General features: G+C 69.5%; 16 protein-coding genes. 1 reads left to right on the top strand and 15 read right to left on the bottom strand.

The genetic code is table 11. The features are described from left to right. Positions 1 to 171 precede the first annotated feature (171 nt). The 15 genes from ACIBF5_RS11435 to ACIBF5_RS11365 all read right to left on the bottom strand — a co-directional run bounded on the left by ACIBF5_RS11435 (position 172) and on the right by ACIBF5_RS11365 (position 22535). Positions 172 to 1644 (bottom strand): M28 family peptidase, encoded by a 1473-nt coding sequence (locus tag ACIBF5_RS11435; RefSeq protein WP_396810528.1) that lies wholly within the window; start codon positions 1642 to 1644, stop codon positions 172 to 174. A gap of 114 nt (positions 1645 to 1758) precedes the next feature. Beyond that, positions 1759 to 3006, bottom strand: a complete 1248-nt coding sequence (locus ACIBF5_RS11430; RefSeq protein WP_396810526.1) for an acyltransferase — start codon at positions 3004 to 3006, stop codon at positions 1759 to 1761. A 152-nt stretch (positions 3007 to 3158) separates the two neighbouring features. Further along, positions 3159 to 3833 carry a formylglycine-generating enzyme family protein gene (locus ACIBF5_RS11425; protein WP_396810525.1) on the bottom strand — a complete coding sequence of 225 codons (675 nt, stop codon included), beginning with the start codon at positions 3831 to 3833 and terminating at the stop codon, positions 3159 to 3161. Positions 3834 to 3909: 76 nt separating this feature from the next. After that, positions 3910 to 4074 carry a hypothetical protein gene (locus ACIBF5_RS11420; protein WP_396810523.1) on the bottom strand — a complete coding sequence of 55 codons (165 nt, stop codon included), beginning with the start codon at positions 4072 to 4074 and terminating at the stop codon, positions 3910 to 3912. Then, positions 4071 to 5123, bottom strand: a complete 1053-nt coding sequence (gene nrfD / locus ACIBF5_RS11415; RefSeq protein WP_396810521.1) for an NrfD/PsrC family molybdoenzyme membrane anchor subunit — start codon at positions 5121 to 5123, stop codon at positions 4071 to 4073. The genes ACIBF5_RS11420 and nrfD overlap by 4 nt, the downstream gene beginning before the upstream one ends. Further along, positions 5120 to 6109 (bottom strand): 4Fe-4S dicluster domain-containing protein, encoded by a 990-nt coding sequence (locus tag ACIBF5_RS11410; RefSeq protein WP_396810519.1) that lies wholly within the window; start codon positions 6107 to 6109, stop codon positions 5120 to 5122. The genes nrfD and ACIBF5_RS11410 overlap by 4 nt, the downstream gene beginning before the upstream one ends. A 4-nt stretch (positions 6110 to 6113) precedes the next feature. Next, positions 6114 to 9368, bottom strand: coding sequence for a formate dehydrogenase (gene fdh / locus ACIBF5_RS11405; protein WP_396810517.1), 3255 nt, complete (start codon positions 9366 to 9368; stop codon positions 6114 to 6116). Positions 9369 to 9419: 51 nt separating this feature from the next. Further along, entirely contained in the window at positions 9420 to 9701 is a 282-nt protein-coding gene (locus ACIBF5_RS11400; RefSeq protein WP_396810515.1) for a hypothetical protein, read from the bottom strand. Positions 9702 to 9828: 127 nt separating this feature from the next. After that, positions 9829 to 13149 carry an MGH1-like glycoside hydrolase domain-containing protein gene (locus ACIBF5_RS11395; protein ID WP_396810512.1) on the bottom strand — a complete coding sequence of 1107 codons (3321 nt, stop codon included), beginning with the start codon at positions 13147 to 13149 and terminating at the stop codon, positions 9829 to 9831. Between the two features lie 62 nt (positions 13150 to 13211). Beyond that, complete coding sequence (locus ACIBF5_RS11390) at positions 13212 to 14693, bottom strand: glycoside hydrolase family 43 protein (protein WP_396810510.1); 1482 nt, start codon at positions 14691 to 14693, stop codon at positions 13212 to 13214. 37 nt (positions 14694 to 14730) lie between these two features. Beyond that, on the bottom strand, positions 14731 to 17217 hold the full coding sequence (locus ACIBF5_RS11385; protein ID WP_396810507.1) for a beta-L-arabinofuranosidase domain-containing protein: 2487 nt from the start codon (positions 17215 to 17217) through the stop codon (positions 14731 to 14733). A gap of 191 nt (positions 17218 to 17408) precedes the next feature. Then, the gene (locus ACIBF5_RS11380; RefSeq protein ID WP_396810505.1) at positions 17409 to 18218 is read right to left on the bottom strand and encodes a carbohydrate ABC transporter permease; all 810 of its coding nucleotides are present in this window, start codon (positions 18216 to 18218) and stop codon (positions 17409 to 17411) included. Between the two features lie 14 nt (positions 18219 to 18232). Beyond that, positions 18233 to 19246, bottom strand: coding sequence for a carbohydrate ABC transporter permease (locus tag ACIBF5_RS11375; RefSeq protein ID WP_396810503.1), 1014 nt, complete (start codon positions 19244 to 19246; stop codon positions 18233 to 18235). A gap of 6 nt (positions 19247 to 19252) precedes the next feature. Beyond that, positions 19253 to 20545 (bottom strand): ABC transporter substrate-binding protein, encoded by a 1293-nt coding sequence (locus tag ACIBF5_RS11370; protein WP_396810501.1) that lies wholly within the window; start codon positions 20543 to 20545, stop codon positions 19253 to 19255. Between the two features lie 76 nt (positions 20546 to 20621). Next, the gene (locus ACIBF5_RS11365) at positions 20622 to 22535 is read right to left on the bottom strand and encodes a glycoside hydrolase family 127 protein (RefSeq protein ID WP_396810499.1); all 1914 of its coding nucleotides are present in this window, start codon (positions 22533 to 22535) and stop codon (positions 20622 to 20624) included. A 239-nt stretch (positions 22536 to 22774) separates the two neighbouring features. Between ACIBF5_RS11365 and ACIBF5_RS11360 the strand changes: the two genes are divergently transcribed. Continuing rightward, positions 22775 to 23806, top strand: a complete 1032-nt coding sequence (locus tag ACIBF5_RS11360) for a LacI family DNA-binding transcriptional regulator (RefSeq protein WP_396810497.1) — start codon at positions 22775 to 22777, stop codon at positions 23804 to 23806. Positions 23807 to 23817: the final 11 nt, after the last annotated feature.

Below are 23817 nucleotides of genomic sequence, written 5' to 3'. Positions count from 1 at the left end.
CGATAGGCGCCGAGACCCAGCCATGGATAGAGTTCAGTACGTTACGGATCGATGTGACGCGGCAGGTGGCTGCCGGGCAACCACTGGTTGTCGGCTGCCCGGACGCATGACACGTCGATGGACGTACGCCCGAGCAGCCGACAACGTGGGACACCCGCGAGGGAGCAGGTGTCAGGGGTTGCGGGCGGTGGCGTACGCGGCGCAGCCGATCAGTTCCAACGAGACCTGGAGACGCTCGACGCTGACGTTCTTCTCGATGGTGTCCTCGGGGCTGTGGTACGGCGGTTCGAGCAGTGCCGGGGACTCCTCACCGCGCCAGGAGAAGTTCGCGCTGGCGATGCCGACCTCCTGGAACGACTGATGGTCGCTGGAGCCGCGCAGGGTGACCGGCGAGATGCGCGGGTCGTAGCCGAGCCGGGTGGCGGCGGCGGCCACCTCGTTCGTCGCCCGGTTGGCAAGGCCGTCGAAGGAGAGCAGCCAGTAGCGGGTGGCCGGATCCCAACTGGTCGCCACCATGTCGTTCTGGTAGACGGCGACGATCCGGTCCCGTTCGGCCTGCGGCAACTGGGCCACGTGGTAGCGGGAGCCGATCAGCCCCTGCTCCTCGGAGCCCCAGAGTCCGAACCGGATGGTGGCGTCGGTCGGCAGGGAACGCAGCACCCGGGCGAGTTCGAGGCAGAGTACGGTGCCCGAGCCGTCGTCGTTGGCGCCCGGGGCGCCGATCACGGTGTCGTAGTGGGCGCTGACCATCACCACCGGGCTGGTGCTGGCGTGCCGGCGCGGGGACCGCTCGGCGAGCACGTTGTGCGAGGTGAGTCCCTGGTGCGCCGAGGTGCTGACGGTCAGGGTGAAGGGGCGGGCGGCAAGGCGTTCCCGGAGCCGGTGCTTCTGCGCCTGGGCCACCCCGACCACCGGGATCGGCACCGGCGAGGTCGCCGAGCCGGGCAGGGTGGGCGCGAAGGCCGAGGCGCGCCTCGGCTCCACCAGGTCCGCCGGAAGGAAGACGACGGCCGCCGCGCCCTTTGCCACTGCGGTGGCCACGAGCGCCTCACGCTGGGCCGCGACATAGTCGACGAGCACGATCTTGCCGGTGACGTCCTGCGGGTAGTCGGCGGGCGTACCGGCCTTGACGTCCACCACCCGGCCGCTGACCCGGGTGTCGAGGGCGGCGTGCGGCGAGGCGCCGACCTGCCAGTTCAGGTCGCTCGGCAGTCCCGGACGGGAACTGAGCTGGGCGAGGAACTTGTCCGCGACCGCGAACGGCTGCAGCGTCGTACGGTAGCCGAGATCGTCCAGCACGTCGGCCAGGTAGTCGGCGGCGGTGCGCTCCGAGGCGGTGCCGCCGATGCGCGGGCCGATCCGCTCGGTGAGGACCCGCAGGTGCCCCAGCGCCCGCCAGGCCGAGACCCGGCTCGCCACCAGCCGGTCGCTGGCGTGCAGGGACGGCGGACGGGTGGATCCGGGCCGCTGGTCGGTGACCGCCCAGGCCGGCGCGGCGACGGCCAGCCCGGCGGCGCCACCGAGGCCGATGGCGAGTGCCCGGCGGCGGGACAGGAACGAGCCGGACGAGGTGTCCCGGGTCGGCGCGGTGCCGGTGGGGGTGACGGCGGACGGGTCGGAAGAAGGTGCTGCGCTGGTGTCCATTGAAGACCTCCGGTCAGGCCGGGATCATCCGGCGGCGTAGGTACGGACAGCGACCGCGATCACATCGATGGTGGTGATCACTCGGGAGAATGTAACGTCCGTCACGGCCCCGATTCAAGATCGCGCCGGATCCGAGCCGCCACGGCGAGGTTCCTGGTCGCGCAGTCCGAACAGGAACCGGGTCACCCGGGTACGCCGCACCAGCAGGTCGTACGCGGCAACGGTCAGCACGAGCGAGGCGGCGACGATGACGACGTACTCGACCAGGATCGGGGCCCGCCAACGGACCACGCCGTACGCGACCGCCACCACGATCGGCTGGTGCAGGACGTAGAGCGGCAGTACGGCGGCGGAGAGGTAGGCGTACCGGCGCCGGCCCGGTGTGTCCCGTTCGGCGGTGCCGGCCGGGCGGCGTGGACGTCGGTCGAGCAGTCCCAGGATCGCGACCAGCCAGCACCAGCCGGTCGCCCCGTAGAGAGCGCGGGCGCCGATCGCGAGTGGGGTGTGGTCGGTGAACGGGTCACCGCTCTCCCCGGCGGCCAGGAATCCGGGCAGGCCGACCGCGAACAGCAGCAGACCGAGGGCGGCGGCGAGCACGGCGTCGCGCCGCATCGCCGTCCGGAACCGTTCGTCGGCGGCGAGCGCGAATCCGCACAGGAAGAAGAGCAGGTACGCCCAGCGGTGCCAGGCGGCGAAGCCCTCCTCGAGCCCGAGTACGGCGCTGACGACGCCGACCGCCACGGCGGGCAGCAGCACCAGGCCACGGTGGCGTACCGCCTCGGCGGTCCGGTCGCGTAGCGCGCTCCCCCATTGGGCCGGCAGCCAGCGGGCCACCGGCGCCAGCAGCAGCGAGAAGGCGAGCAGCAGCACCACGAACCAGAGGTGACCGGTCTCGAAGTGCTCGCCCTGGAGCACGAACGGGAAGTCGGCGGGCGCGAGGCGTACGTCGAAGAAACGCGGCAGGAAGCGCAGGTACGACTCGTGGTAGTCGGGGTCGGCGCGCAGCCGCAGCCACTGTGGTACCGGCACGATGGTGACGGTGGCGAAGAGCAGGGGAACTCCGAGCCGGCGTACCCGTTCCCGGGCGAACCCGACCGGCCCTCGTCGGCGCAGTGAGTGCCACGAGCCGAGGCCGGCGATGAGGAAGAGCATCGGCATCGCCCAGACCACACCGAGACTGGCGAAGATCATCGTGACGTCGGTGGTCTCGGCGTTCTTGACGTAGAAATCGTCCCGACTGTCGAAGACCAGGGCCGAGTGGAAGAAGACGAGCCCGACCACGACCAGGGCACGGATGGCATCCAGTTCCGGCCGTCGCGTCGGGTGCGCCACCCGGGACGGGTCGATCCGCTCCGCTGTCATACCGCCACCGCCGTCCGACTGTTCCTGGTCACCGCCAACGACGGTTGTCAGTGTCGGGCCCGGAGCGGGCGGAACACCATGCCCCGGTCGGGTCCTTGCCAGATCATGCAAGGTGCCAGGGGCAGCGGGCCACGCGACAAGCCGGCGGCGGGTCAGCGTGGAGCGTTGCGGGCGAGACGGAAACCGAGGTCGTCGACCTGGAAGGTGGGATGGCTGCGGCGCCGGACCGAGGCCCGGCAGCTCCAGTGCTCGTCGAACCAACCGCCGCCCCGGAGCACCCGGTAGGTGCCGTAGACCTCGGCGTCGTAGATGTCCCAGCACCAGTCCCAGGTGTTGCCGAGCATGTCGTACAGGCCCCAGGGGTTGGGCCGCTTTTCGCCCACGTCGTGGATCCGCTCCTGCGAGTTGCCCCGGTACCAGGCGATCTCGTCGAGTTGCCCGTACCGTGGGCCGGTCGTACCGGCGCGGCACGCGTACTCCCACTCGGCTTCGGTCGGCAGTCGGTACCCGTCGGCGGCGGCATCCCACTGTGCCTGCTCGCCCTCCACGTCGAGGCGGTACGCGGGGGCCAGCCCGTCGTGTCGGGACAGGGCGTTGCAGAACCGGACCGCGTCCCACCAGGAGACACCTTCGACGGGCAACCGGTCACCGTGCCGAGCGCCCGGCCGCTCGCCGGTGACCCGCGCGTACAGCGCCTGGGTGACCGGGACGGTGCCGAGCTGGTACGGCACGAGTTGCACCGGCCAACTGCGCTGGGTGCGTCGGTCCGAGAGCATCACCCGCCCCGCCGGGATGGTGAGCAGCTCAAGTCCGGTGCCGGTCTCCATGGGTAGGCGAGCCTACTGGCAGGTTCCCCCGCGCCGTGCCGATTTTCCACCCTCCGAGGTGGGGCACACGGCTGCGTTACGCCGCCCGGTGGCTCGCGGAGGCGGCGACCCGCCACGCCCGCCCGGTGGCCCGGGACGAGGTGTCGGTGAGGGCGGTGCCGCTGCGGGCGGCGAGAAGGGCCGCAACGCAGGTGGCGGCGATCATCCCGGCGAGCGGCAGGTAGCTGCGTACGGTTTTCATCTCGGGACCTCCGCGCCGTTGCCGCTCGCGTCGAGCCGTTCCCGCTGCGGCCCGACGGTGTACTTCGGGTCTTTCGCCGAGGCGAGGCCGGCGTGGAAGATGCCGAGCCGGGTGCAGAGGGATCCGGCGAGCAGCGCCGCGCCCGCCACCACGGTCGCCTTCCGGTTCCGGCCGGCCAGGGCCAGGGTCAGCGCGGCGGTCGCGGTGAACATCTTGCCGGCACGGATCAACAAACCGCCGGTGCCCTGTTGCATTGGTTCGGCGAGGGGGCCGAGCCGCTGCTCCAGTCGACGGGTCATGGCCAGTTCGGTGACCGCCCCGAGCAGGGCGGCCCGGCGCGCCGGGCCGGCATCGGCGCGCGGGGTGACGAGCAGGCCGAGGCCGCCGGCGGACGCGGCGGCCGAGCCGACGAAGAGCAGCGGCATCTCCCGGTGCCCCTCGTGCCAGGCGGGCACGGCGGTGTTCGAGATCAGAGCCCCGGTGTACGAGGCGATGCCCGGCCCGAGCAGTGCGGCCCCGACCGTGGCGAGCCGGCCGAGCACGGTGAACCGCCCGGTGACCACCGTGCCGGCCGCCGCGATCGCCATCGGGGCGTAACCGGCGAGCAGCCAGGAGCCGATGCTCATCGGCGAGGTCACCTTGACCACCCGAAGCATGTTGATGAATCGTTCCGGCCGGCCCAGGTCGTGCACCAGGAGGTAGAGCGATCCGGTGATGGCGGTGGCCGCGCCGGCCTTGAGCGCACGGGCGAGTCTCGGCCGCCTGGTGAACTCGGCCGCCGCGGCGAGGGTGGAGGAGGCGCCGGCCAGTCCGCCGAGGAAGAGGTACCCGCCGATGTCGGGTGCTTCCCAGGTCGGCTGGTTGAGCACCGGTAGGCCGTAGTAGGAGCGGAAGTCGGCCTTCGGCACCATCAGCCGTTCGCCGCGCTGCCGGCGGTTCTTGCGCCCGGCCGAGCCGACCACCGCGTCCCGCTCGGCGGGCAGGTCCGGTGCGTCGTCCAGCCGTACGTCGGTCATGGCGCCGCCGGTCGCGGTTCCCGTACGGCTCATCGGTGCGCTCCCGTCCGGCGTCCGCCGACCGGCATCGTGACCGCGATCAGCCCGATCAACAGTCCCGCGGCGGCCACCCCGACCCGACGCCACATGGCGGGCAGGTCTCGGGTGGTGACGACCGGGTCCGGCGGCAGGCCGTACACCTCGGGTTCGTCGAGGAGCAGGAAGAAGGCTCCGGCGCCGCCGACCCCGTCGTCGGGGTCGGCGCCGTAGAGCCGGGCGCTGGTGACCCCGCTCGCCTGCAACGCCACCACCCGCCGGCCCGCCCGCTCCCGTAGCTCCTCCAGCTCGCCGAACTGGATCGAGTCGGTGGGGCAGCTCTTGGCGCACGCGGGTTCCTGGCCCACCGACAACCGGTCGTAGCACATGGTGCACTTCCAGACCCGCCCGTCCGAGGGACGCTTGTCGATCACCCCGAACGGGCAGGCGGGTACGCAGTAGCCGCAGCCGTTGCAGATCTCCTCCTGCACCACGACCGTGCCGAACTCGGTGCGGAAGAGCGAGCCGGTCGGGCAGACGTCGAGGCAGGCGGCGTGGGTGCAGTGCTTGCACACGTCGGAGGACATCAGCCAGCGGAAGTCCATCTCCGGGACGGCGCCGACGACGCCGTCGGGCGGGGCGGACGCCGGCATGCCGAGCGAGACCGGGGCCCGGCCGACCGCCGCCTGCTTGAGTACGTCCGGCAGTTCGGCTGGGGCGAGGTAGGTCTCCTGCCGGCCGAGCTGTCGCGGCTGCTCGATGAAGGCGACGTGCCGCCAGGTGTCGGCGCCGAGGCCGATGCTGTTGTCGTACGACATGCCGGTGAAGAGCAGACCGTCCTCCGGTACGGCGTTCCACTCCTTGCACGCCACCTCGCAGGCCTTGCAGCCGATGCAGACGCTGGTGTCGGTGAAGAAGCCGACCCGTTCGGGATGGTCCCGGTAACCGCCGGCGGTTGCCGGGTCGATCCCCGTACCGGCCGCTTCGCGTAGGTCGAAGGTCATGGCCTCACACCTCCGTGCCGGTGCGTTCGGTGATCCCGGCCCGGCGCTGGTAGTCCCGGACCATGGCGGGGCGGGACGGCCCCCGGGGTCGGCGGCCGGGCCGGATGTCCGCGCTGAAGGCCTTGACCTCCTGGATGTGCGAGTTCGGGTCCAGGCTGATCGCGGAGAGTTCGTTCGCGGCATCGCCCCTGCTGTAGCCGTTCGGTCCCCAGTGGAACGGCAGTCCGATCTGGTGGATCACCCGACCGTCGACCCGCAGCGGGGCCATCCGGGAGGTGACCAGGACCCGGGCCTCGATCGCGTTGCGGGCGGTGACGATGGTGGCCCAGCCGGCGTGCTCCAGCCCTCGCTCGGTTGCCAGTTCCGGTGAGACTTCACAGAAGAACTCGGGTTGCAGCTCGGCCAGATACCGGTTGTTCCGGGTCATCGCCCCGGCGGTGAAGTGTTCGGTGAGCCGGTAGGTGGTCACCACGTACGGGAAGATCTCCGCACCCGGTTCGGAGCCGCTGGGCTGGTAGCGGTTCTCGGGGTGCGGGCGCAGCAGCCGGGCCGGGTTGCGCTGCTGACCGTAGAGCGGATTCTGCACCGGCGAGTCCTGTGGCTCGTAGTGCGTGGGCAGCGGCCCGTCCAGTACCCCGCTGGGCACGTAGAGCCAGCCCAGGCCGTCGGCCTGCATGATGAAGGCGTCGGTGCCGCGCAGTGCCGCCACCCCCTCGGCCCCCTCCGGCGGCTGGTAGTCGGGTCGCTTGGTCGGCTCGAAGTCGGGTACGTCGTGCCCGGTCCACCGCCCGGCCTGCTCGTCCCACCAGACCAGCCGTTTCCGCTCGCTCCACGGCTGCCCGTCCGGCCGGGCCGATGCCCGGTTGTAGAGCACCCGTCGGTTGGCCGGCCAGGCCCAGGCCCATTCGGCGCCGACCCAGTTCTGCTCCTGGTGGGGCTTGCGCCGGGCCGACTGGTTGATCCCGTCGGCGTAGACGCCGCAGTAGATCCAGACGCCGCAGGTGGTGGAGCCGTCGTCGCGCAGTTCGTTGTAGTTCGACAGCGGCCGGCCGTCGGCGTCCCAGCCGTTGATCTCGGCGAGGACCGCTTCGGCCATCGGCTCCCTGGTCTGCCCCTCGGTGGGATAGTCCCAGGTCAGATCGAGGATCGGCCGGTCCATCGGATCTGTCGAGCCGGCCAGCTTCTCTCGGATGATCCGACCGAGGTGGTAGGCGAACCAGAGTTCGCTGCGCTGGTCGCCGGCCGGTTCCACCGCCTGGTGGTGCCACTGGAGCATCCGGTTGGTGTTGGTGAAGCTGCCGGCCTTCTCGGTGTGTGCGGCGGCCGGCATGAAGAAGACCTCGGTGCCGATCTGCTCGGTCGACAGTTCGCCCGACTCGATCTCCGGGCCGTCCTTCCACCAGGTGGCGCTCTCGATCAGGCTGAAGTCCCGGACCACGAGCCAGTCGAGGTTCGCCATGCCGAGCCGCTGCATCCGGGCGTTCGCCGAGCCGACCGCCGGGTTCTCGCCGAGCAGGAAGTAGCCCTTGCAGGTCCCCTTGAGCTGTTCGAGCGTGGTGTCGTAGGCGGAGTGGCTGCCGGTGATCCGGGGCAGGTAGTCGAAGCAGAAGTCGTTCTCCGGCTGGGCGACCGGACCCCACCATGCCTTGAGCATGCTGGCCATGTACGCGCGCAGGTTCGACCAGAACCCCTTACGCGCCGCGTCGCCGTCGATGAAGTCGTCGAAGTCGCCCTGGCGGTGGGCGTGCGGCATCGGGATGTAGCCGGGCAGCAGGTTGAACAGGGTCGGGATGTCGGTCGACCCCTGGATGCTGGCGTGCCCCCGCAGCGCCTGGATTCCGCCGCCGGGCCGCCCGATGTTGCCGAGCAGCAGTTGCAGGATGCTCGCCGCCCGGATGAACTGGGATCCGTCGGTGTGCTGGGTCCAGCCGACCGCGTAGACGAACGAGCTGGTCCGTTCCGGCCCGCTCGCCTCGATCAGGTGCCGGCAGACCTGGTCGAACACGTCCTGCGGGATGCCGGTGATCCGCTCGACCATCTCCGGGGTGTAGCGGGAGAAGTGCCGTTTGAGAATCTGGTAGACGCAGCGCGGATCCCGCAGCGTCGGATCCTGTCGGGGGTCGCCGTCCAGGGCCGCGGTGCCGGAGCCGAACTTCTCCCCCCGTCCGGCGGGGTTGACATGCCGGCGGGCGGCGAGCCTGCGCTCGTACGCCACGTCGCGGTCACCGGAGGAGGGGGCCACCTGGGTGCCCTCGTACTGCCAGCTCGTCTCGTCGTACTGGTGGACCTCGTCGTCGAAGCCGGAAAAGAGGCCGTCCAGGTCTTCGGTGTCGCGGAACTGGTCGTTGACGATCGTCGAGGCGTTCGTGTACGCCAGCACGTACTCGCGGAAGTCCTTCTCCTCGGTCAGGATCTTGTTGATGATCCCGCCGAGGAAGGCGATGTCCGATCCGGCCCGGATCGGTACGTGCAGGTCCGACAGGGCGCTGGTACGGGTGAACCGGGGGTCGACGTGGATCACGGTCGCGCCGCGCGCCTTCGCCTCCATCACCCACTGGAAGCCGACCGGGTGTGCCTCGGCGAAGTTCGACCCCTCGATGACGATGCAGTCGGAGTGCTGCAGGTCCTGCATGAAGGTGGTCGCCCCACCACGGCCGAACGAGGTGCCGAGGCCGATGACGGTGGAGCTGTGACAGACCCGGGCCTGGTTCTCCACCTGCACCACACCGAGCCCGGTGAAGAGCTTCTTGATCAGGTAGTTCTCCTCGTTGTCGAGGGTCGCACCGCCCAGGCTGGCGACGCCCATGGTGCGGTTCACCCGCAGGCCGTCGTACTCCCACTCCCAGGTGTCCCGCCGGGTCCGGATCACCCGGTCGGCGATCATCTCCATCGCGGTGTTCAGGTCGAGCTCGCGCCACTCGCGGGCGTACGGAGGGCGGTAGAGGACCGTGTCGAGCCGACCGGAGTCGGTGGTCAGTTGGAGTGTCGCGGCACCCTTGGGGCAGAGCCGGCCCCGGCTCACCGGCGAGTCCGGATCGCCCTCGATGTGCACCACCCGCTCGTCGCGGACGTACACGTTCTGACCGCAGCCGACCGCGCAGTACGGGCAGATCGACTTGACCACGCAGTCGGCGGCGGCGGTCCGGGCTTCCAGGGATGCGCTCTGCGACGACTTCACGGCGGCGGCCCGCGCGAACGGGTCGGCTGCGGTCAGCTGACGCCAGACCGGCCACGATCCGATGGAGATTGGTTGACGCACCGGTATCCGCCTCCCTTTCCGCACTCCGTTGGTCGGTCCGCCGAAGGGGCGCTACCGGGTCGGATGGTCACGTTTGGCCCGGTCACGGATCCACCCGTGCACCCGCTCGGAGTGGGTCGGGTTGACCTCGCGCGGGTTCACCAGTCGTTGTGATCGGGAGGGGAGCATGCCCAGCCGTTTCCGCTGCCGGGTGGTGACGGTGTCGCTACCGTCGGCTGGGATACCGGTGGCGACGAGGTACGCCTGTCCGGCCGACACGCCGAGTATTCGGCCGATCTCGGGGTACCCGTGGCCCTGGTCGACCAGGTGCAGAACCTGCTGCTTGCTGACCATGCGAACCTCCACTTGCCGACAAGTTTCGCATTTCGCCCCGCTGTCGGTCCTGGAATGCGGAAACCTGGAACGCGGGTGGCGGCCGGTGGAGCGAGGCCGCGCACCCGCGTCAGGCAGTGCTTGTCGGTCAGGAGAAGGCTTTCACCTCCAGCAGGCCGACCGAGCCCGCTCCGCTCTGCAACACCACCCGCAGCCGGCTGGTGCCCAGAGCCGGGAAGGTGACCTGGTTGTACTGGTTGATCGCGGTGGGATAACCGCTGGCGCCGGGGACGTCGGCGTACGCGCTGCCGGTCCAGTACTGGAGTTTCCAGGAGGCGGGCAGGCGCACTCCGCCGTTGTCGTCGAAGAAGTAGACCTGGGCCGAGCGGAGTGTCTGCGCCGACGGCCAGGTCAACAGCGCCCACTGCTCACCGGTGTTGGGCCAGGTGCCCCACCGGGGGTTGACCGTGTCGTTCGACGACGGCGGGTCCACCCCGTCGTTCAGTGCCGCCACGCTCTCCCAGGCCGAGGTGTAGGAGGCGGTCGGCACGGCCGTACCGGCGAGGTTGCCGCCCGGCTCGGGATCAGGATCGGGGTCCGGGCCGGGACTGGTACCGCCCCGGTTGTAGACCTTGATCTCGGTCAGGCCGGTCTTGAAGCCGGACGCGTGGGTGAACTGCACCCGCAGCCGGGCGGTGCTGACCGGCGTGAACCGGACCTGGTTGTAGTTGGCCTGCGCCACCCCGGGGGTCTTGACCTGGGCGGCGGCGTTGACCCAGGTACTGCCGTTCCAGTACTGCACGTTGTACGAGGCGGGCGCCCGGTATCGGTTGGTGGCACGGTCGTTGCGGAAGTGGATCCGGGCCTCGTCCACCGCCCGCGCCTGGCCGAAGTTGATCTCGTACCAGTCGGTGCTGTTCGGCGAGCCGTAGCTGCCCCAGAGCGGTTCGTTGATCGGGAAGCCGTCCAGCGCCGCCCCGGTCGAGGTGCCCGAAGCGGTGTACGAGGCGGTCCCAGTGGCGCCCTGGGCCAGGTTCTGGATGGTGGCGGTGAGGTCGGCGCCGGCCTTGGCGAACATGTCCACCATCCGGGCGCTGTTCTGGTTGACCTGCTGGGGCGACTGCAGGCCCGGTACGGCGGCACTGTAGTTCACCACACCGGCACCGCCCGGGAAGCTGACCGCCCCGGTGGCCGGGTTGTAGAGCACCCGGGTCAGCCGGTCGACGGTGAATGCCCGGGTGCCGTTGAGATAGACCGAGTAACCCTGCGGGATGCCGGTGTAGCGGGTCACCCCGTCGGCCGGGTCGTCCCAGACGACGCTGAGGTCGGTGTTGCGGTATCGCAGGTTGTTGACCGCGAAGTGGGACCAGTTGATGTTGATCGGGGAGAGTTCGATCTGGGTGTCGGTACGCGGTCGCAGCCCGGCGACGTCCTCGATCACCGTCCAGTTGCTGCTGCCCAGGATGTTGTGGTGAATCCAGGACCGGTAGTCGATGGTGCGGCTGCCCGCGTTCCAGTTCGCCCAGAACTCGTTCGCGTCCGGCCACTGGGTGTTGCCGCCGACGTACTGGGCCCAGGCGTTCCAGTACAGCAGCTTCTTGTAGTCCTCCGCCGACATCCACTGGTTCGGATAGTTGCGCAGCACCGAGGAGTAGAGCCGGAACTGCACGGTGGAGTTGATGGTGGAGAAGTTGTTGCTGCCCGGCTGCCCGGCCGCGGCGGCTGCCGCCTTGTCCCGTTGGTTCGCGGTGAAGAACGGGAAGATCGGGTACTCGGCCGGGTCGTCGTAGAGCCGCAGCGCCTCCCGGTACTGGGCGGTGTTCGGCATCAACCCGACGGAGTACGGGTAGTAGTTGTTGATCTCCTTCCACGGCACGTGGGTGTTGGTGGAGACGTGCTTGTGCTCCAGCAACTGTCGACTCGGGTTCCAGAGCACGTTGATCACACCGTTGCGGACCCGGTCGGCGAGCACCTGCATCTCGTTCGCCTTCGCCGTGTTACCGAGCAGGGTGTACGCCTGCACCGCCGCCATCGCGCCGCTGTAGACGTACGCCGACTCGGCCCGGTCGAGGTTGCCGGCCCGCCAGTGGAACGACACCGCGTCGGCGTCGTTGCCGGTCATCGCGCCCCAGTCGTACTCGATCAGGCCGTTGTTGTTGGTGTCGTAGGTCGCCAACTGCCCCTTGACGTCGCCCTCGGCGTAACGGGCCAGGTTGCCGGCGATCGCCGGCTGTCCGCCGTGGATCTGGTACGACCGCCAGGCCGCCTCGGCGATGTACTGGGTGTAGCTGTTGGACCAGTTCTCCGGGTCACCGGGGTTGTCCATGAACCGGCCGTTGCGTGACGACTGGCCGACCGACAGCCACGGCCCGTACGAGTAGATCGGGTTGCGCAGGTACTTCAGGTCGTCGATGTGCATCGGCTGGGTCAGCGCGATCGCGTTGTTGTAGCCGGTGACGCCCTCGATCGAGACCGGGAACTGGAAATCCTGCCCGGGGATGTCCACGTCGAGGTAGTTGTACCGCATCAGCCACCAGCGGTAGTAGATGTTCTTCTTGATCGCCGGATCCGGCACGTCGATGTACGGGATGTTCTCCGCCCACCACCGGTTGTAGTCCCGTACGTGGGTGGCGAACGCGGTGGCCGGGGTGTACCCCCGGTAGGAGTTGTACTCGGTCAACGACTCCGGGATCTCGTTCGTCACGAATCCCATCACGACCTTGGTGCTGACGCTCTGCCCGGCGGCGACGGTCACCGACCGGTTCAGACCGCCACTGCTGACGGTGAAGCCGTCCCCGGCCAACCGGGGATAGATCGTGGTCAGGTTGTTCTTCACCTGCCGACTGCCGGTCAACTCGCTCCCACTGCCGGTCGTCGCGTACGGCGAGGTGGCTCGCAGTTGCAGGGTCGAGCTGGCGGAACCGTTGTTGATGATCGTCAGGTTGGTCACCGCGACGTTGTTGTGGGTGATGAACTTCGACATCTCCACCCGGATCGACCCGCTGGTGAAGACCCCCTTCCAGTGGCTGGGAGACTGCCACCGGCCGCTGACCTGCTCGGCGAAGGTACCCGGGGTGATCGCCACCGAGTAGGCGGCCTGACTGCTGATGTTGTCCCAGTAGGCGACCTGGCCGCCGAAACCGATCACGGACGGGGTGTGCGTGGTCATGAACAGTCCCCGGCCGCGGGTCATCAGCCAGGTACCGGCCGGATCGTTGCCGGGACGGGCGAGCAGCCGGTCCATCCAGAAGTCGGTGCCGCCGGCCTCGGCGTTGTAGATGGCCTGCATGGTGTTGCCGGTGCTGTAGCCGACCGGCGGGGCCGGAATCGTCGGACCGGAGAAGGTGGGATAGCCGATCGTCTGGGCCGCGACGGCCGGCGAACCCGGCACGGCGAGCACGCTGGCGGCGAGGACGGCCGCGAGGGTGAACGCCAACGGTCTACGGCGGCGGGTGGGGTGCAGTGACACTGGGTCACCTCCAGGGAAACGGGTGGGGACGGGTGCGGTGGGGTCGGATTCGGTTGGGGCGACTAGGGCTGGAAGGCCATCCACTCCAGGACGCCGGTGGAGAGTCCGGTCCGGGCGGTGATGGTCAACCGCAGCCGGGTGGTGCTGACCGAGCCGAACGTGGTGACGTTGTAGGCGTTTCCGGCGACACCGCAGCCGGACTGGTTCGGTACGTTGACGTACGCGCTGCCGTTCCAGTACTGCACCTGGCAGGAGGCGGGCACGTCGATCCCCTGGTTGTCGTCGAACCAGTAGGCGGCGGTCCGGTTCACGGTCCGGGCCGAGGGCCACTGGTACTCGATCCACTGGGTGCCCTGCTGGGGCCAGTTGCCGTACGCCAGGTTGCTCCGGTCCTGCGAGTTGGCCGGCACCCCGCCGTTGTTGATCGCGGCAAGGTTCTCCCAGGTCGACACGTACGACGTGGATCGGGTCGCGGACGGGGCGAGGTTGGTGCCGGTCGGCGGCTGGCCGGGGTTCGTCGGCGGTGTGGTCGGCGGGTTGGTCGGGCCACCGCCGCCCGGGTTCGGCGGCGGGCCGGTGGTGGTCTGGACCACCTGCTGGATCGTGCCGTCGGCGTTGAAGTAGAGCCGGTCGACCGCCACCGACCGGCGGAAGTTACCGCCGCCGGGGGCGTTGGCGTTGTGGTAGACGATGTACCACTGACCGTTGAACTGGACCACACCGGCGTGGTTGGTGGTCGAGGAAACCTGACCGAGCACGATGCCCCGGTGCGTCCACGGACCGAGCGGGTTGGTCGCGGTGGCGTACCGCTGGCAGGCGTAGCTGGACGAGGTGACGCAGCCGCTGGTGTCGTTCGCCGCGTACATCATGTAGTAGAGGCCGTTGCGCTTGAACATCCACGGCGCCTCCCAGAAGTTGGTGAGGCCGGTCGGGGTGACCACGGCGCCGTCCAGCTCGATCATGTTCGACTTGAGCCGCGCCGCCCGCGCACCCCAGTAACCACCCCAGTAGATGTACGCCTGGCCGTCGTCGTCGACGAAGACCGTGGGGTCGATGTTGAGGCCGGACGAGTTGGGCGTGCTGTCGCTGATCAGCGGTCCGCCCTTGGCGTCGGTGAACGGACCGAGCGGGCTGTCGCCGACCGCGACCCCGATGTCCATCCACCCCGCACCGTTGCCGTTGATCGAGGTGTACCAGTAGTAGCGGCCGTTGCGGGGTTCGACCTCGCTGGCCCAGGCGTCCGCACCGGCCCACGGGAAGGTGCCGATGTTCGCCCGGACCCCGTTGTCGGTCCAGGTGGCGGCGTCGGTCGAGGAGAGAACCCGCCACTCCCGCATGAGGAAGTTGTTGTTGCCGGTCGGCGCCTCGTCCCGGCCGGCGTAGATGTACATGGTGTTGCCGACCACCAGCGGCGCCGGGTCGGCGGTGTAGATGTTGGTGATGATCGGGTTGGCCGCGTGGGCGAGCGGGGTCAGCGCGACCCCGGCGACCACGGTGGCGACGACTGCGGTGGCGACGGCTGGGAACCAGCGTCTGCGGGACATGACTCCTCCTGTTCGGATGCGGACGGAGCGGGCGGCTTCACCCACCGGTGGTGTGCAGGTTCGCCACCTCGGCGGCGGTCAGGGCACGGCTGTAGACCCGCAGGCTGTCCACGGCCGCGTCGAGGTAGGGGTCGCCGCCGTACTGGGAGCGACCGACCCAGTTCTGGCTGGTGCTGCCGAGGCTGGCCGGGCGCAGGGTGAGCGCGGTGTTGCGGGCCACCTCGACGCCGTTGACGTAGAACACGCCGAGGTTGCCGGTCTGGGTGACCGCGACGTGGGTCCACGCCCCGATCGGTAGGGCCGCCGGCGCGTCGATCCGTTGCTCCGCTCCGGCACCGGCGGTGGTGATGGCGTACCGGGCGGTGCCGGAGCCGCTGCGTGGACTCAGGAAGAGGTAGGAGCCGGTGCCGGCACCGATGTCGACCAGTCGGGTCCAGGTGCCGGCGGTGTCGATCCGTACCCAGGTGGCGATGGTGAAGGCGGTGGCGCCGGCGAGGATGCCGGCCGGCAGCACGACGTGCGCGCCGGTGCCGTTGAGGTTGGCCGCGTTTCCGGTACGGCCGGCGGTCCAGTTCGCACCGCCGGCCAGGGTGGCGGTACGGCCGTTGCCGGTGGCGTCCGCCGCGGTGGTGCCGGAGGTCTCGTTGAACAGGTAGTGCGCCACGAAGGGGGCGGGCGGCGGTACGTCGACCACGCTCCAGTAGACGGTGTAGCGCTGCCCGTGGGTTTGGTAGAACGGCAGCAGCCGTACGGTGCCGGTGCTCGCGGTCGCGGTGTACTCAAGCGGTTGACCGGTCGGCGCCAGGGTCGACGGGTTGAGCGTGGGCATGGTGGTGAGGTTGTTGGTGCCGTACTGGCCGGCCAGCACGATCGGCCCGTGCTTGACCGCCTGGACGCCACTGTTGTCCGGGGTCGGTTCCCGGGTCAGCGCCATCGGCAGGGTCAGGTCGACCACGTCGCCGGTGGCCCAGGTGCGGTTGAGCTGCGCGTAGCTGCCCGGGGTGAGGGTGCCGCCGGTGACCACTCCGTTGAGCCGCAGTTGCGCGCCACTGGCCCAGGACGGGATGCGGATCCGCAGGTCGATGGCGCCCGTGCCGGTGACGGTCAGTCGGGTGGAGCCGGCCTGGGGGAAGGTGGTGTCCTGCCGTACGGTGATGCCCCGCCCCGGCCAGGTCAGCTCGGCGGCGATGAAGAGGTTCACGTACAGCGTGTTGCCGTTGTGGAAGAAGACGCTGTTGCCGTGCTTGGTGTTGGTCTCCATCCCGGTGCCGTGGCAGCAGGTGAAGTCGTTGTAGTCGTTGCTGTAGGTCTTGATGCCACCGGCCCGCAGCGGTGTGTAGTAACTGTGGTGTCCGTTGGCCGAGTTCGGGTTCTGGGCACCGAGCAGGTGGTTGTAGAGGGCCTTCTCGTAGAAGTCGAAGTAGTCGGCCCGCTCCGGGTTGGTGAAGAACAGTTGCCGGGTGAGCTTGAGCATGTTGTACGAGTTGCAGCACTCGCAGGTGCTGTCGGAGAGTTCGCTCGCGATCCGGTTCGGCAGCTTGAAGTACTCGCCGTTGGAGTTGCCGCCGATGGCGTAGCTGTGCCGGCCGACCACCATGTTCCAGAAGTTGACGGCGATGTCGCGGTACCGGGTCGTGCCGGTGGCGTGGTAGGCGCGGATCGCGGCGACGACCTTCGGGATCTGCGTGTTGGCGTGGTAGTTGTTCAGCGCGTCGGTGTTGGCCGCCAGGGGGTCGAGCACCTCGGCGTGGTCGAAGTACTGCGCGGTGGTGAGGTGCGTCGCCTCGGCGGTCTCCTGGTAGAGGTTGACCATCGTTTCGCCGACCCCGCCGAACTCGGTGTCGAGCATGTTCTGCCGGGCGGTGTAGCTGAGTCGGCTGTTGCGCAGGTTCAGCCAGGCAGCCTGGCGCAGCAGCACCTGGAGCGCCTGGGCGTTGCCGGCGAGCTGGTACATGTCGAGCAGTCCCGCCATGATCTTGTGCAGGGTGTAGTAGGGCGCCCAGACCTGCTGGCGGGCCTCGACCCGGTCGATGAAGCTCTCCGGGAACGCGGAGAGGTAGCCGGCGTTGAAGCCGACCGTCTGAGCCCGGTCCTGACACCTGGCCAGTTCGGCGACGAGGTAGTCGCCCTTGGTCTTGAACGCGGTGTCGCCGGTGCTGGCGTACGCCTGGGCCAGTGCGGTGAGGACGTGACCGGTCGAGTGGCCACGCAGCTCGGTGCTGGGCGACTCCCACCCGCCGCAGGCGGTCGCCGACGACGGCAGCCCGACGTTGAGCCGGAACGTGTGCAGCAGCCGGTCGGCGTTGAGGAAGTTGAGGTAGGTGTGGGTGCGGGCGGTGTTGGCCTGGAACGGGCCGGCGAGCAGGCGTACCGCGCCGAGCGGGAACGCGTACGCGGAGACGCCGGTGTCCGGGCGGGCGGCGATGGCCGGCGTGGTGGGCAGCGCGGTGGCGGCGGCGACGCCGACCGCCGTGGCGACACCGGTCTGGATCAGGGTCCGACGGGACAGGGATGGGTTGGGCATTCGGGTCACCTTCTCGGGAACGGACGGAAGGGTGGGTGAGCGGGGCGCGCGGACGAGACCTCCCCTCTCGATAAAGATCGACATTTATCGATCTCTTGGGGTCGGGTCCGCCCCGGGCGAAAAACCGGAGCGGCGGGACGAGGACGACAGACGACGGACGGGGCGGACCGGTGGCGCGCGGGGGCTGCTGGTCAGCCCTTGAGTGCCCCGGAGGTGAAGCCACGTACGTAGCTGCGCTGCATGACGCCGAAGAGCAGCAGACAGGGCACGGCCATGAAGACCACTCCCGCCTCCAGCGCGGCGTAGTCGATCGAGCCGTGGCTCGCCGTACGCATGTTCACCACCGCCAGCATCGTGGTGAACCGGTCCGTGGAGTTGAGCAGGATCAGCGGGGCGAAGAACTCGCTCCACGAGGTGAGAAAGGCGAAGAGGCCGACGGTGACCAAACCCGGTCGGACCGCCGGCAGCATGATCCGGAGCAACGCCTGGAAGCTGTTGCACCCGTCCATCGAGGCCGACTCGGCCAGCTCGTTCGGCACCGCCTCGAAGGAGTTGCGCATCATGAAGATGGAGAACGGCAACTGGAACATGATCAGGACCAGACTCAGCCCGATCAACGAGTCCTCCAGACCGATCCAGCCGAGCAGCACGTAGAGCGCGATCAGGATGGTCGCGTACGGCACCATCAGGATCGCCAGGGTCAGCAGGAAGAGCACGTCCCGGCCGGGAAAGCGGAACCGGCCGAAGGCGTACCCGCCCAGGGTCGAGACGAGCAGCGTGCCCAGCACGGTCAACCCGCTCACCACGACGCTGTTGAACACGTGCTGCGGCCGGACGCCGTTGTCCGAGGTGAAGAGCCGGTCGTAGTTCTCCAGACCGAAGCCGGTGTCCGTACGCAGCGACGCCCACCCGCTCCAGAGCAGCGGGAACAGGAAGAGGATGGCCAGCGCGGTGCCGGTGACGTAGTAACCCCACCGCGAGGCGGTGCTGGAGCCGATCATCGCTGGCCTCTCGCTCACTGGGACCGGCGGCGCAGGACGCCGAGTTGGATGACGTTGAAGACGACGAGCACCGCGAGCAGCGCCACCGAGATGCCGGCGGCCGAGCCGAGGTCGAACCGGATGAACGCCTCCCGGTAGATCACCATCACCAGCGAGGTGGTGCTGTTGTCCGGGCCGCCCCGGGTGAGGATCCAGAACTGGTCGAAGGCGAGCAACGAACCGGTGGTCATCATGGTCAGCACCAGGGCGATGGTGGGCCGCATCAGCGGCAGCGTGATCCGGCGCAGGACCTGCCACCGGTTCGCCCCGTCGAGACGGGCCGCCTCGTACACCTCGTTCGGGATCGCCTGGAGCCCGGTGAGCAGGATGAGCATGTTGAACCCGGCGAACCGCCAGAGCACCAACACGATGGCCGAGCCGAGGGCGGAGCCGGAGCTGCCGCTGGTCCAGGAGACGTAGCCGTCGATCAGCCCGAGTCGCGACAGGATGTCGTTCACCGGTCCGATCTCGTCACTGAGCAGGCCGAGAAAGAGCAGTGAGGCGCTGGCGAAGCCGACCGCCATCGGCATGAAGAAGGCGGTACGGAAGAAGCCGACGCCGCGCCGACGGTGCTGGACGAGCAGCGCCATCCCGAAGGCGACGGCGAAGAGCAGCACCGTCATCCAGATCGTGTACCGGACGGTGAACCAGATCGCGTCCCGGATCAGGTCGTTGTCGGCGATGTCGGTGTAGTTCTCCGGCGCGTTGAACGTCGGTGCTCCGAGCAGTGGCCACCGGTGCAGTGACATCCAGATCACCAGGACCAGGGGTGTCACGAAGAAGAGGCCGACCATGGCGGCGTTCGGGGCCGCGTAGAGGGCACCGACGAGCGCCCGCCGCCGCGCCCCGCGCCCCCGTTGCCGTGGTCGGGGCGTCTTCTCCGGTAGCGGAGGGCCGAGCCCGGCTCCGCTGCGGGTGATCACCGTCGTGGCCATCTGATCCTCCGGTCGGGTGGTGGCCCGGTCGTCGTACGGCGCCGGCCGGGCCACCGGACGTCAGCTCTGTTGCAGGGACTTGGTGATCGCGGTGTTCCCCTCGGACAGCGCGCTGTCCGCCGAGCCGAACAGTGCTCCCCGGACGGTGGCGAGCCACGGGCTCTGCGGGTCGTTGAAGGACGCGTTGAAGTTCTGCGCGTACGGCGTCTTGCCCTTGGCCATCAGACTGTTGATCATAACGATCCGGGGGTCGGCCGAGGAGTACTTGTTCGTCGCCAGGTCGGTCCGGGTCGGCACGCCCTTGTTCTTCGCGATCACCTCGACCTGTGCCTCGTCGGACATGGTCCACTGGAGAAAGTGCCACGCCTGGGCCGCCTGCTTGCTGCTCGCGCTGATGCCGATGGCGTCACCACCGACGAAGGTCGACTCACCACCGGCGATCCCGCTGATCGGCGCGACCCCCATCTTGACCCCGGCGGACTCGATCAGTCCCAGCCACACCGACGGGCCGGGCGCGACGCCGACCTTCCCGTTCTGGAGCGCACCGAGCCAGGTGGGCCCGGCCTCGTCCTTCGACGCGGGCGCGGCCACACCTTCCTCGTAGAGGCCACGGTAGAGCGCGAAGACGTCGGCCATCTCCTTGGAGTTGACCTTGGCGTTGCGACCCTCGGCGTCGATCACGTCGCCACCGGCGGCCCAGACCGAGGGCCAGAAGGTGAACTCGACACAGCCACCGCAGTTGCCGCCGAAGTAGGTGCCGTTGATGTCACCGCCCAGCTTGTCGATCTTCCGGGCGTGTTCGGCGTACTCGGCGAGCGTGGTCGGGCCGCGCTCCGGGTCGAGTCCGGCCCGCTGGTACAGGTCCTTGTTGTAGAGCATCACCGACATGTCGATGGTGTGCGGGACGGCGTAGTTCTTCCCCTCCCAGGTCGCCGCCGCCACGTGTGCCGGCGCCACCTTGTCCTTCACCCCGGAGGCGGCGAACCGCTCGGTGACGTCCTGCCACAGCCCCTGGGAGGCGTACTGGGCCGAGAAGACCACGTCGGCGGCGAAGAGGTCGGGCAGCGCCCGCGCGCCCGCCGCCGAGGCGAGCTTCGCCGGGTACTCCTCACCCGGGTACGCGGTCACCTCGACCTTGTTCTTGTGCGTGCTGTTGTACGCCTCGGCGTACGCCTTGGAGACCGACTCGGTCGCGGCCCGGGTCCAGAGCGTGAGCGTCGCTCCGTCGTCCACGCCCTCCGGGCCGCCGGTCGTGCTCCCCGGGTCGTCCCCGCCGCCGCAGGCGGCCATCGCCACGACCAGGAGCGCCGCCGCCGCGACACTGGCCGTCCTCACTCCGATTCTTCGCTGCACAGGATTCTCCTTGTGGGATCAACAGGTGATTCGGTGGCATGTCAGCCCGGTCACGCTGGCACGGAGATGCCCCTGGTCAACCCAGCGGCAGCCAGACCCGCATGGTGGACGGCCCCCGGCGGGCCCATCGGTGGTACGGAACCAGGCGCAGTGCGGCACGCGTCGTCTCCCCCGCTTGCGGCGCCGACTCGTCGTAGGGCCACCCCGACTCGGCCGGCTGGTCGAACCAACCGGCCACGGTGGCGCCGTCGCCCGCCTCGCGCGGCTCGGCCGACGGGTCGACGCGGACCAGGTCGAGGTCGGGCACCGGTTGGTCGACCGATTCGACGCAGAGGACCACCGGGCCGCGTTCCACCGCGACGCAGCCGCGTACCGCGTCGATCCTCGGGTCCGGGAAGGTCCACCGTGGCCGTACCGGCAGTTGGAGCCGGATCTCGTCACCGACCGAGAAGTCCCGGGTCACCTCGACCGTGCCGGGGGCGGCGGGGCGGCGCTGGTCGCCGTCGACGAGCACGGCGCCACCGGCCCAACGCGGCACCCGCAGGGCGATCGTCCACGGTCCGCCGTCGGTCTCGGTGACCCGGACACTGACCGTTCCGTCGTCGGGATACCGGGTGGCCATCCGTACGGCGACCCGCCGGCCGTCGGCGAGCCGGGTGCCCACCTCCGCGTCGGCGTACTGGTGCAGTTGCAGACCCCGCTCGTTCGCGGTTGCCAGGTAGGTGGAGAGGCTGGCCAGGGTACGTCCGATGTTGCCGAGGCAGCAGGAGACCTCGAACCAGGGTGCGCGCGGCCCGCCGCCGAAACCGAGCTGTTCACGATCGGGTGGCAGGTCCTCGGTCGGGGTCCGCTGGTGCAGGGTGTGGGCGTAGAAGAACGACGTGCCGTCGTCGCTGATCGCGGTGGCGAGCACGTTGTAGAGAATCCGTTCGATGAGGTCGCCGTAGCGCGGCTCGCCGGTGGCCAGCAGCAGCCGCCAGGCCACCATGACGGCGGCGACGCTGGCGCAGGTCTCGGAGTACGCCCGGTCGCTCGGGAGGACGAAGTCGTCGCCGAAGGCTTCGTCCATGTGCCGGGAGCCCATCCCACCGGTCAGGTACGTCCGCCGGGCGAGGGTACGGTCGAACTGGCTGATCACCGCGTCGAGCAGTTCCCGGTCACCGGTCTCGACCGCCACGTCGACCGCCCCTGCGGTGAGGTAGAGCGAGCGGACCGCGTGGCCGCGCAGTACCTCGGCCTCGCGTACCGGGATGTCGTCACTGAAGTAGGACCAGCCGAACGGATGCAGGGGCAGTGTCCGGTAGCCGCGCCGCTGCACGAAGAGCGACGCCTGGTCGAGGTAGCGCTGTTCCCCGGTGAGCCGGGCCAACTCGACCAGCGCCGGTTCGATCTCGGGGTGACCGCAGATCCCCCACATCCCCTCGGGCCCGAAGGTCTCGCAGACCTGGTCCGCGGCGCGTCGGGCGACCCCGAGCAGGTCGTCGGGCCCGCTGGTGCGGGTACGCGCGACGGCCGCCTGCACCAGGTGCCCGGTGCAGTAGAGCTCGTGCCCGGAAGCCAGGTCGCTGTAACGTGGCCGCTGCCCCGGACGCCCGAAGGCGGTGTTGAGGTAGCCGTCGGGCGCCTGCGCGGCGACCAGCATCGCGGTCAGCTCACCGATCTCGCGGTCACGGATCCGGTCGGCGCTCCGGCCGACCTCCCACGACATGGCCTCGACGAGCTTGTAGACCTCGGAGTCGGCGAACTCGCGGCCTCGCCGCTCTTCCGAGCCCCGGCCCTGCTCGACGGCGGTGAAGTTCCCGGTCCAGCCCATCTTGTCCATCCAGGACCGGCCGTGGTCGAGGGTCGCGCCACCGTTGACACGCTGCCGGTGGGACCAGGCGCCGCCGGTGATCCGCGCCTCGCCCAGCCCGAGCGGGCGCAGGGTGCCCCGGGTCGGGATCACGGGACGACCACCGGTGGGATCGGCGGCCGCAGACGTCACTGACATGTAGCTCCTTCACCGGTCTGACGACGTGAGCTGGATCACTCCTGTGTGCACTCACAGTGGCTTACGAAAAGGTTTTCGGCAAGATGCCAACGTTGTTACAGGTAGATAACAAGCAGCGCTATTGCAGGTGTCGCTTCTGGAGTCGGTAGACTCGACGAGCAGGATCGGTCGATCCGGTCGGAGTTCGGTTTCAGATACCGTTTCGAAAGGCTTTCGTGGGCAGGCGACGATCAGAGTCAGTGACCCTCAGCGACGTGGCGGGACGGGCCGGAGTCTCGGTCGCCACCGCCTCGAAGGCGCTCAACCAACGTGGCGAGGTCGCTCCCGCCACTCGTGAACGCGTCCTGCGTGCCGCCGCCGAACTGGCGTTCCAGCCCAACGTCCTGGCCCGAGGGCTGATCTCCGGGCGTACCCGCACCATCGGGCTGCTCACCGACGAACTCGGCGGCCGGTTCTCCATCCCGATCCTGCTCGGCGTGGAGAACGCACTCGGCAACGAGCAGATGTCCGTACTGCTCTGCGACGCGCGCGGCGACGCCATCCGGCGCCAGCACTACATCCGTACGCTGCTCGCCCGGCAGGTCGACGGGTTCATCATCCTGGGGGACAGCAACGACTTCCGCCCCTCGATCACCCGGGACATCCCGGTCCCGGTCGTGTACGTCTACGGCGAGTCGACCGATTCGGACGACCTCTCCGTCCTCGCCGACGACGAGGGCGGCGCCCGGCTCGCCGCCGAGCACCTCGTCTCGCTCAACCGGCGCCGGATCGCGCACATCACCGGCCCGGAGAGCTACCGCGCCGCCCGCGACCGGGTGACCGGGCTGCGCCGGGTGCTGGACGAGTCCGGGCTCGAACTGGCCGGCGGCGGGCCCCGCTACGGCGAGTGGTCCCAGCGCTGGGGCCGCCAGGCCACCCGGATGCTGCTCGCCGCCGACCCGGCGATCGACGCGATCTTCTGCGGGAACGACCAGATCGCGACCGGGGTGGCGGAGACCCTGCTCGACCACGGGCGCCGTATCCCGGACGACGTGGCCATCGTCGGCTACGACAACTGGGAGGACTTCGCCGCCGACTGCCGCATCCCGCTCACCACGGTCGACCTCAACCTGCAACAGCTCGGCGCGACCGCGGTCGCGCACCTGTTCGCCGCGCTCGGCGGCGAACGTCCCGCGGGCGTCCTGCGCCAGCCCTGCCGGCTGGTCATCCGCGAGTCCACCGGACCGGTCCCGGCCCACGCGACCAGCATCGGCAGGGACGGCGGCGACTGACGCACCGGGTG

Origin of the sequence: Micromonospora sp. NPDC050417 (genome assembly GCF_044458865.1) — a bacterium.
In the GTDB taxonomy this organism is placed as follows: domain Bacteria; phylum Actinomycetota; class Actinomycetes; order Mycobacteriales; family Micromonosporaceae; genus Micromonospora_G.
The sequence above is the reverse complement of the archived record's forward strand: the minus strand, read 5'-3'. Positions and strand labels throughout refer to the sequence as shown.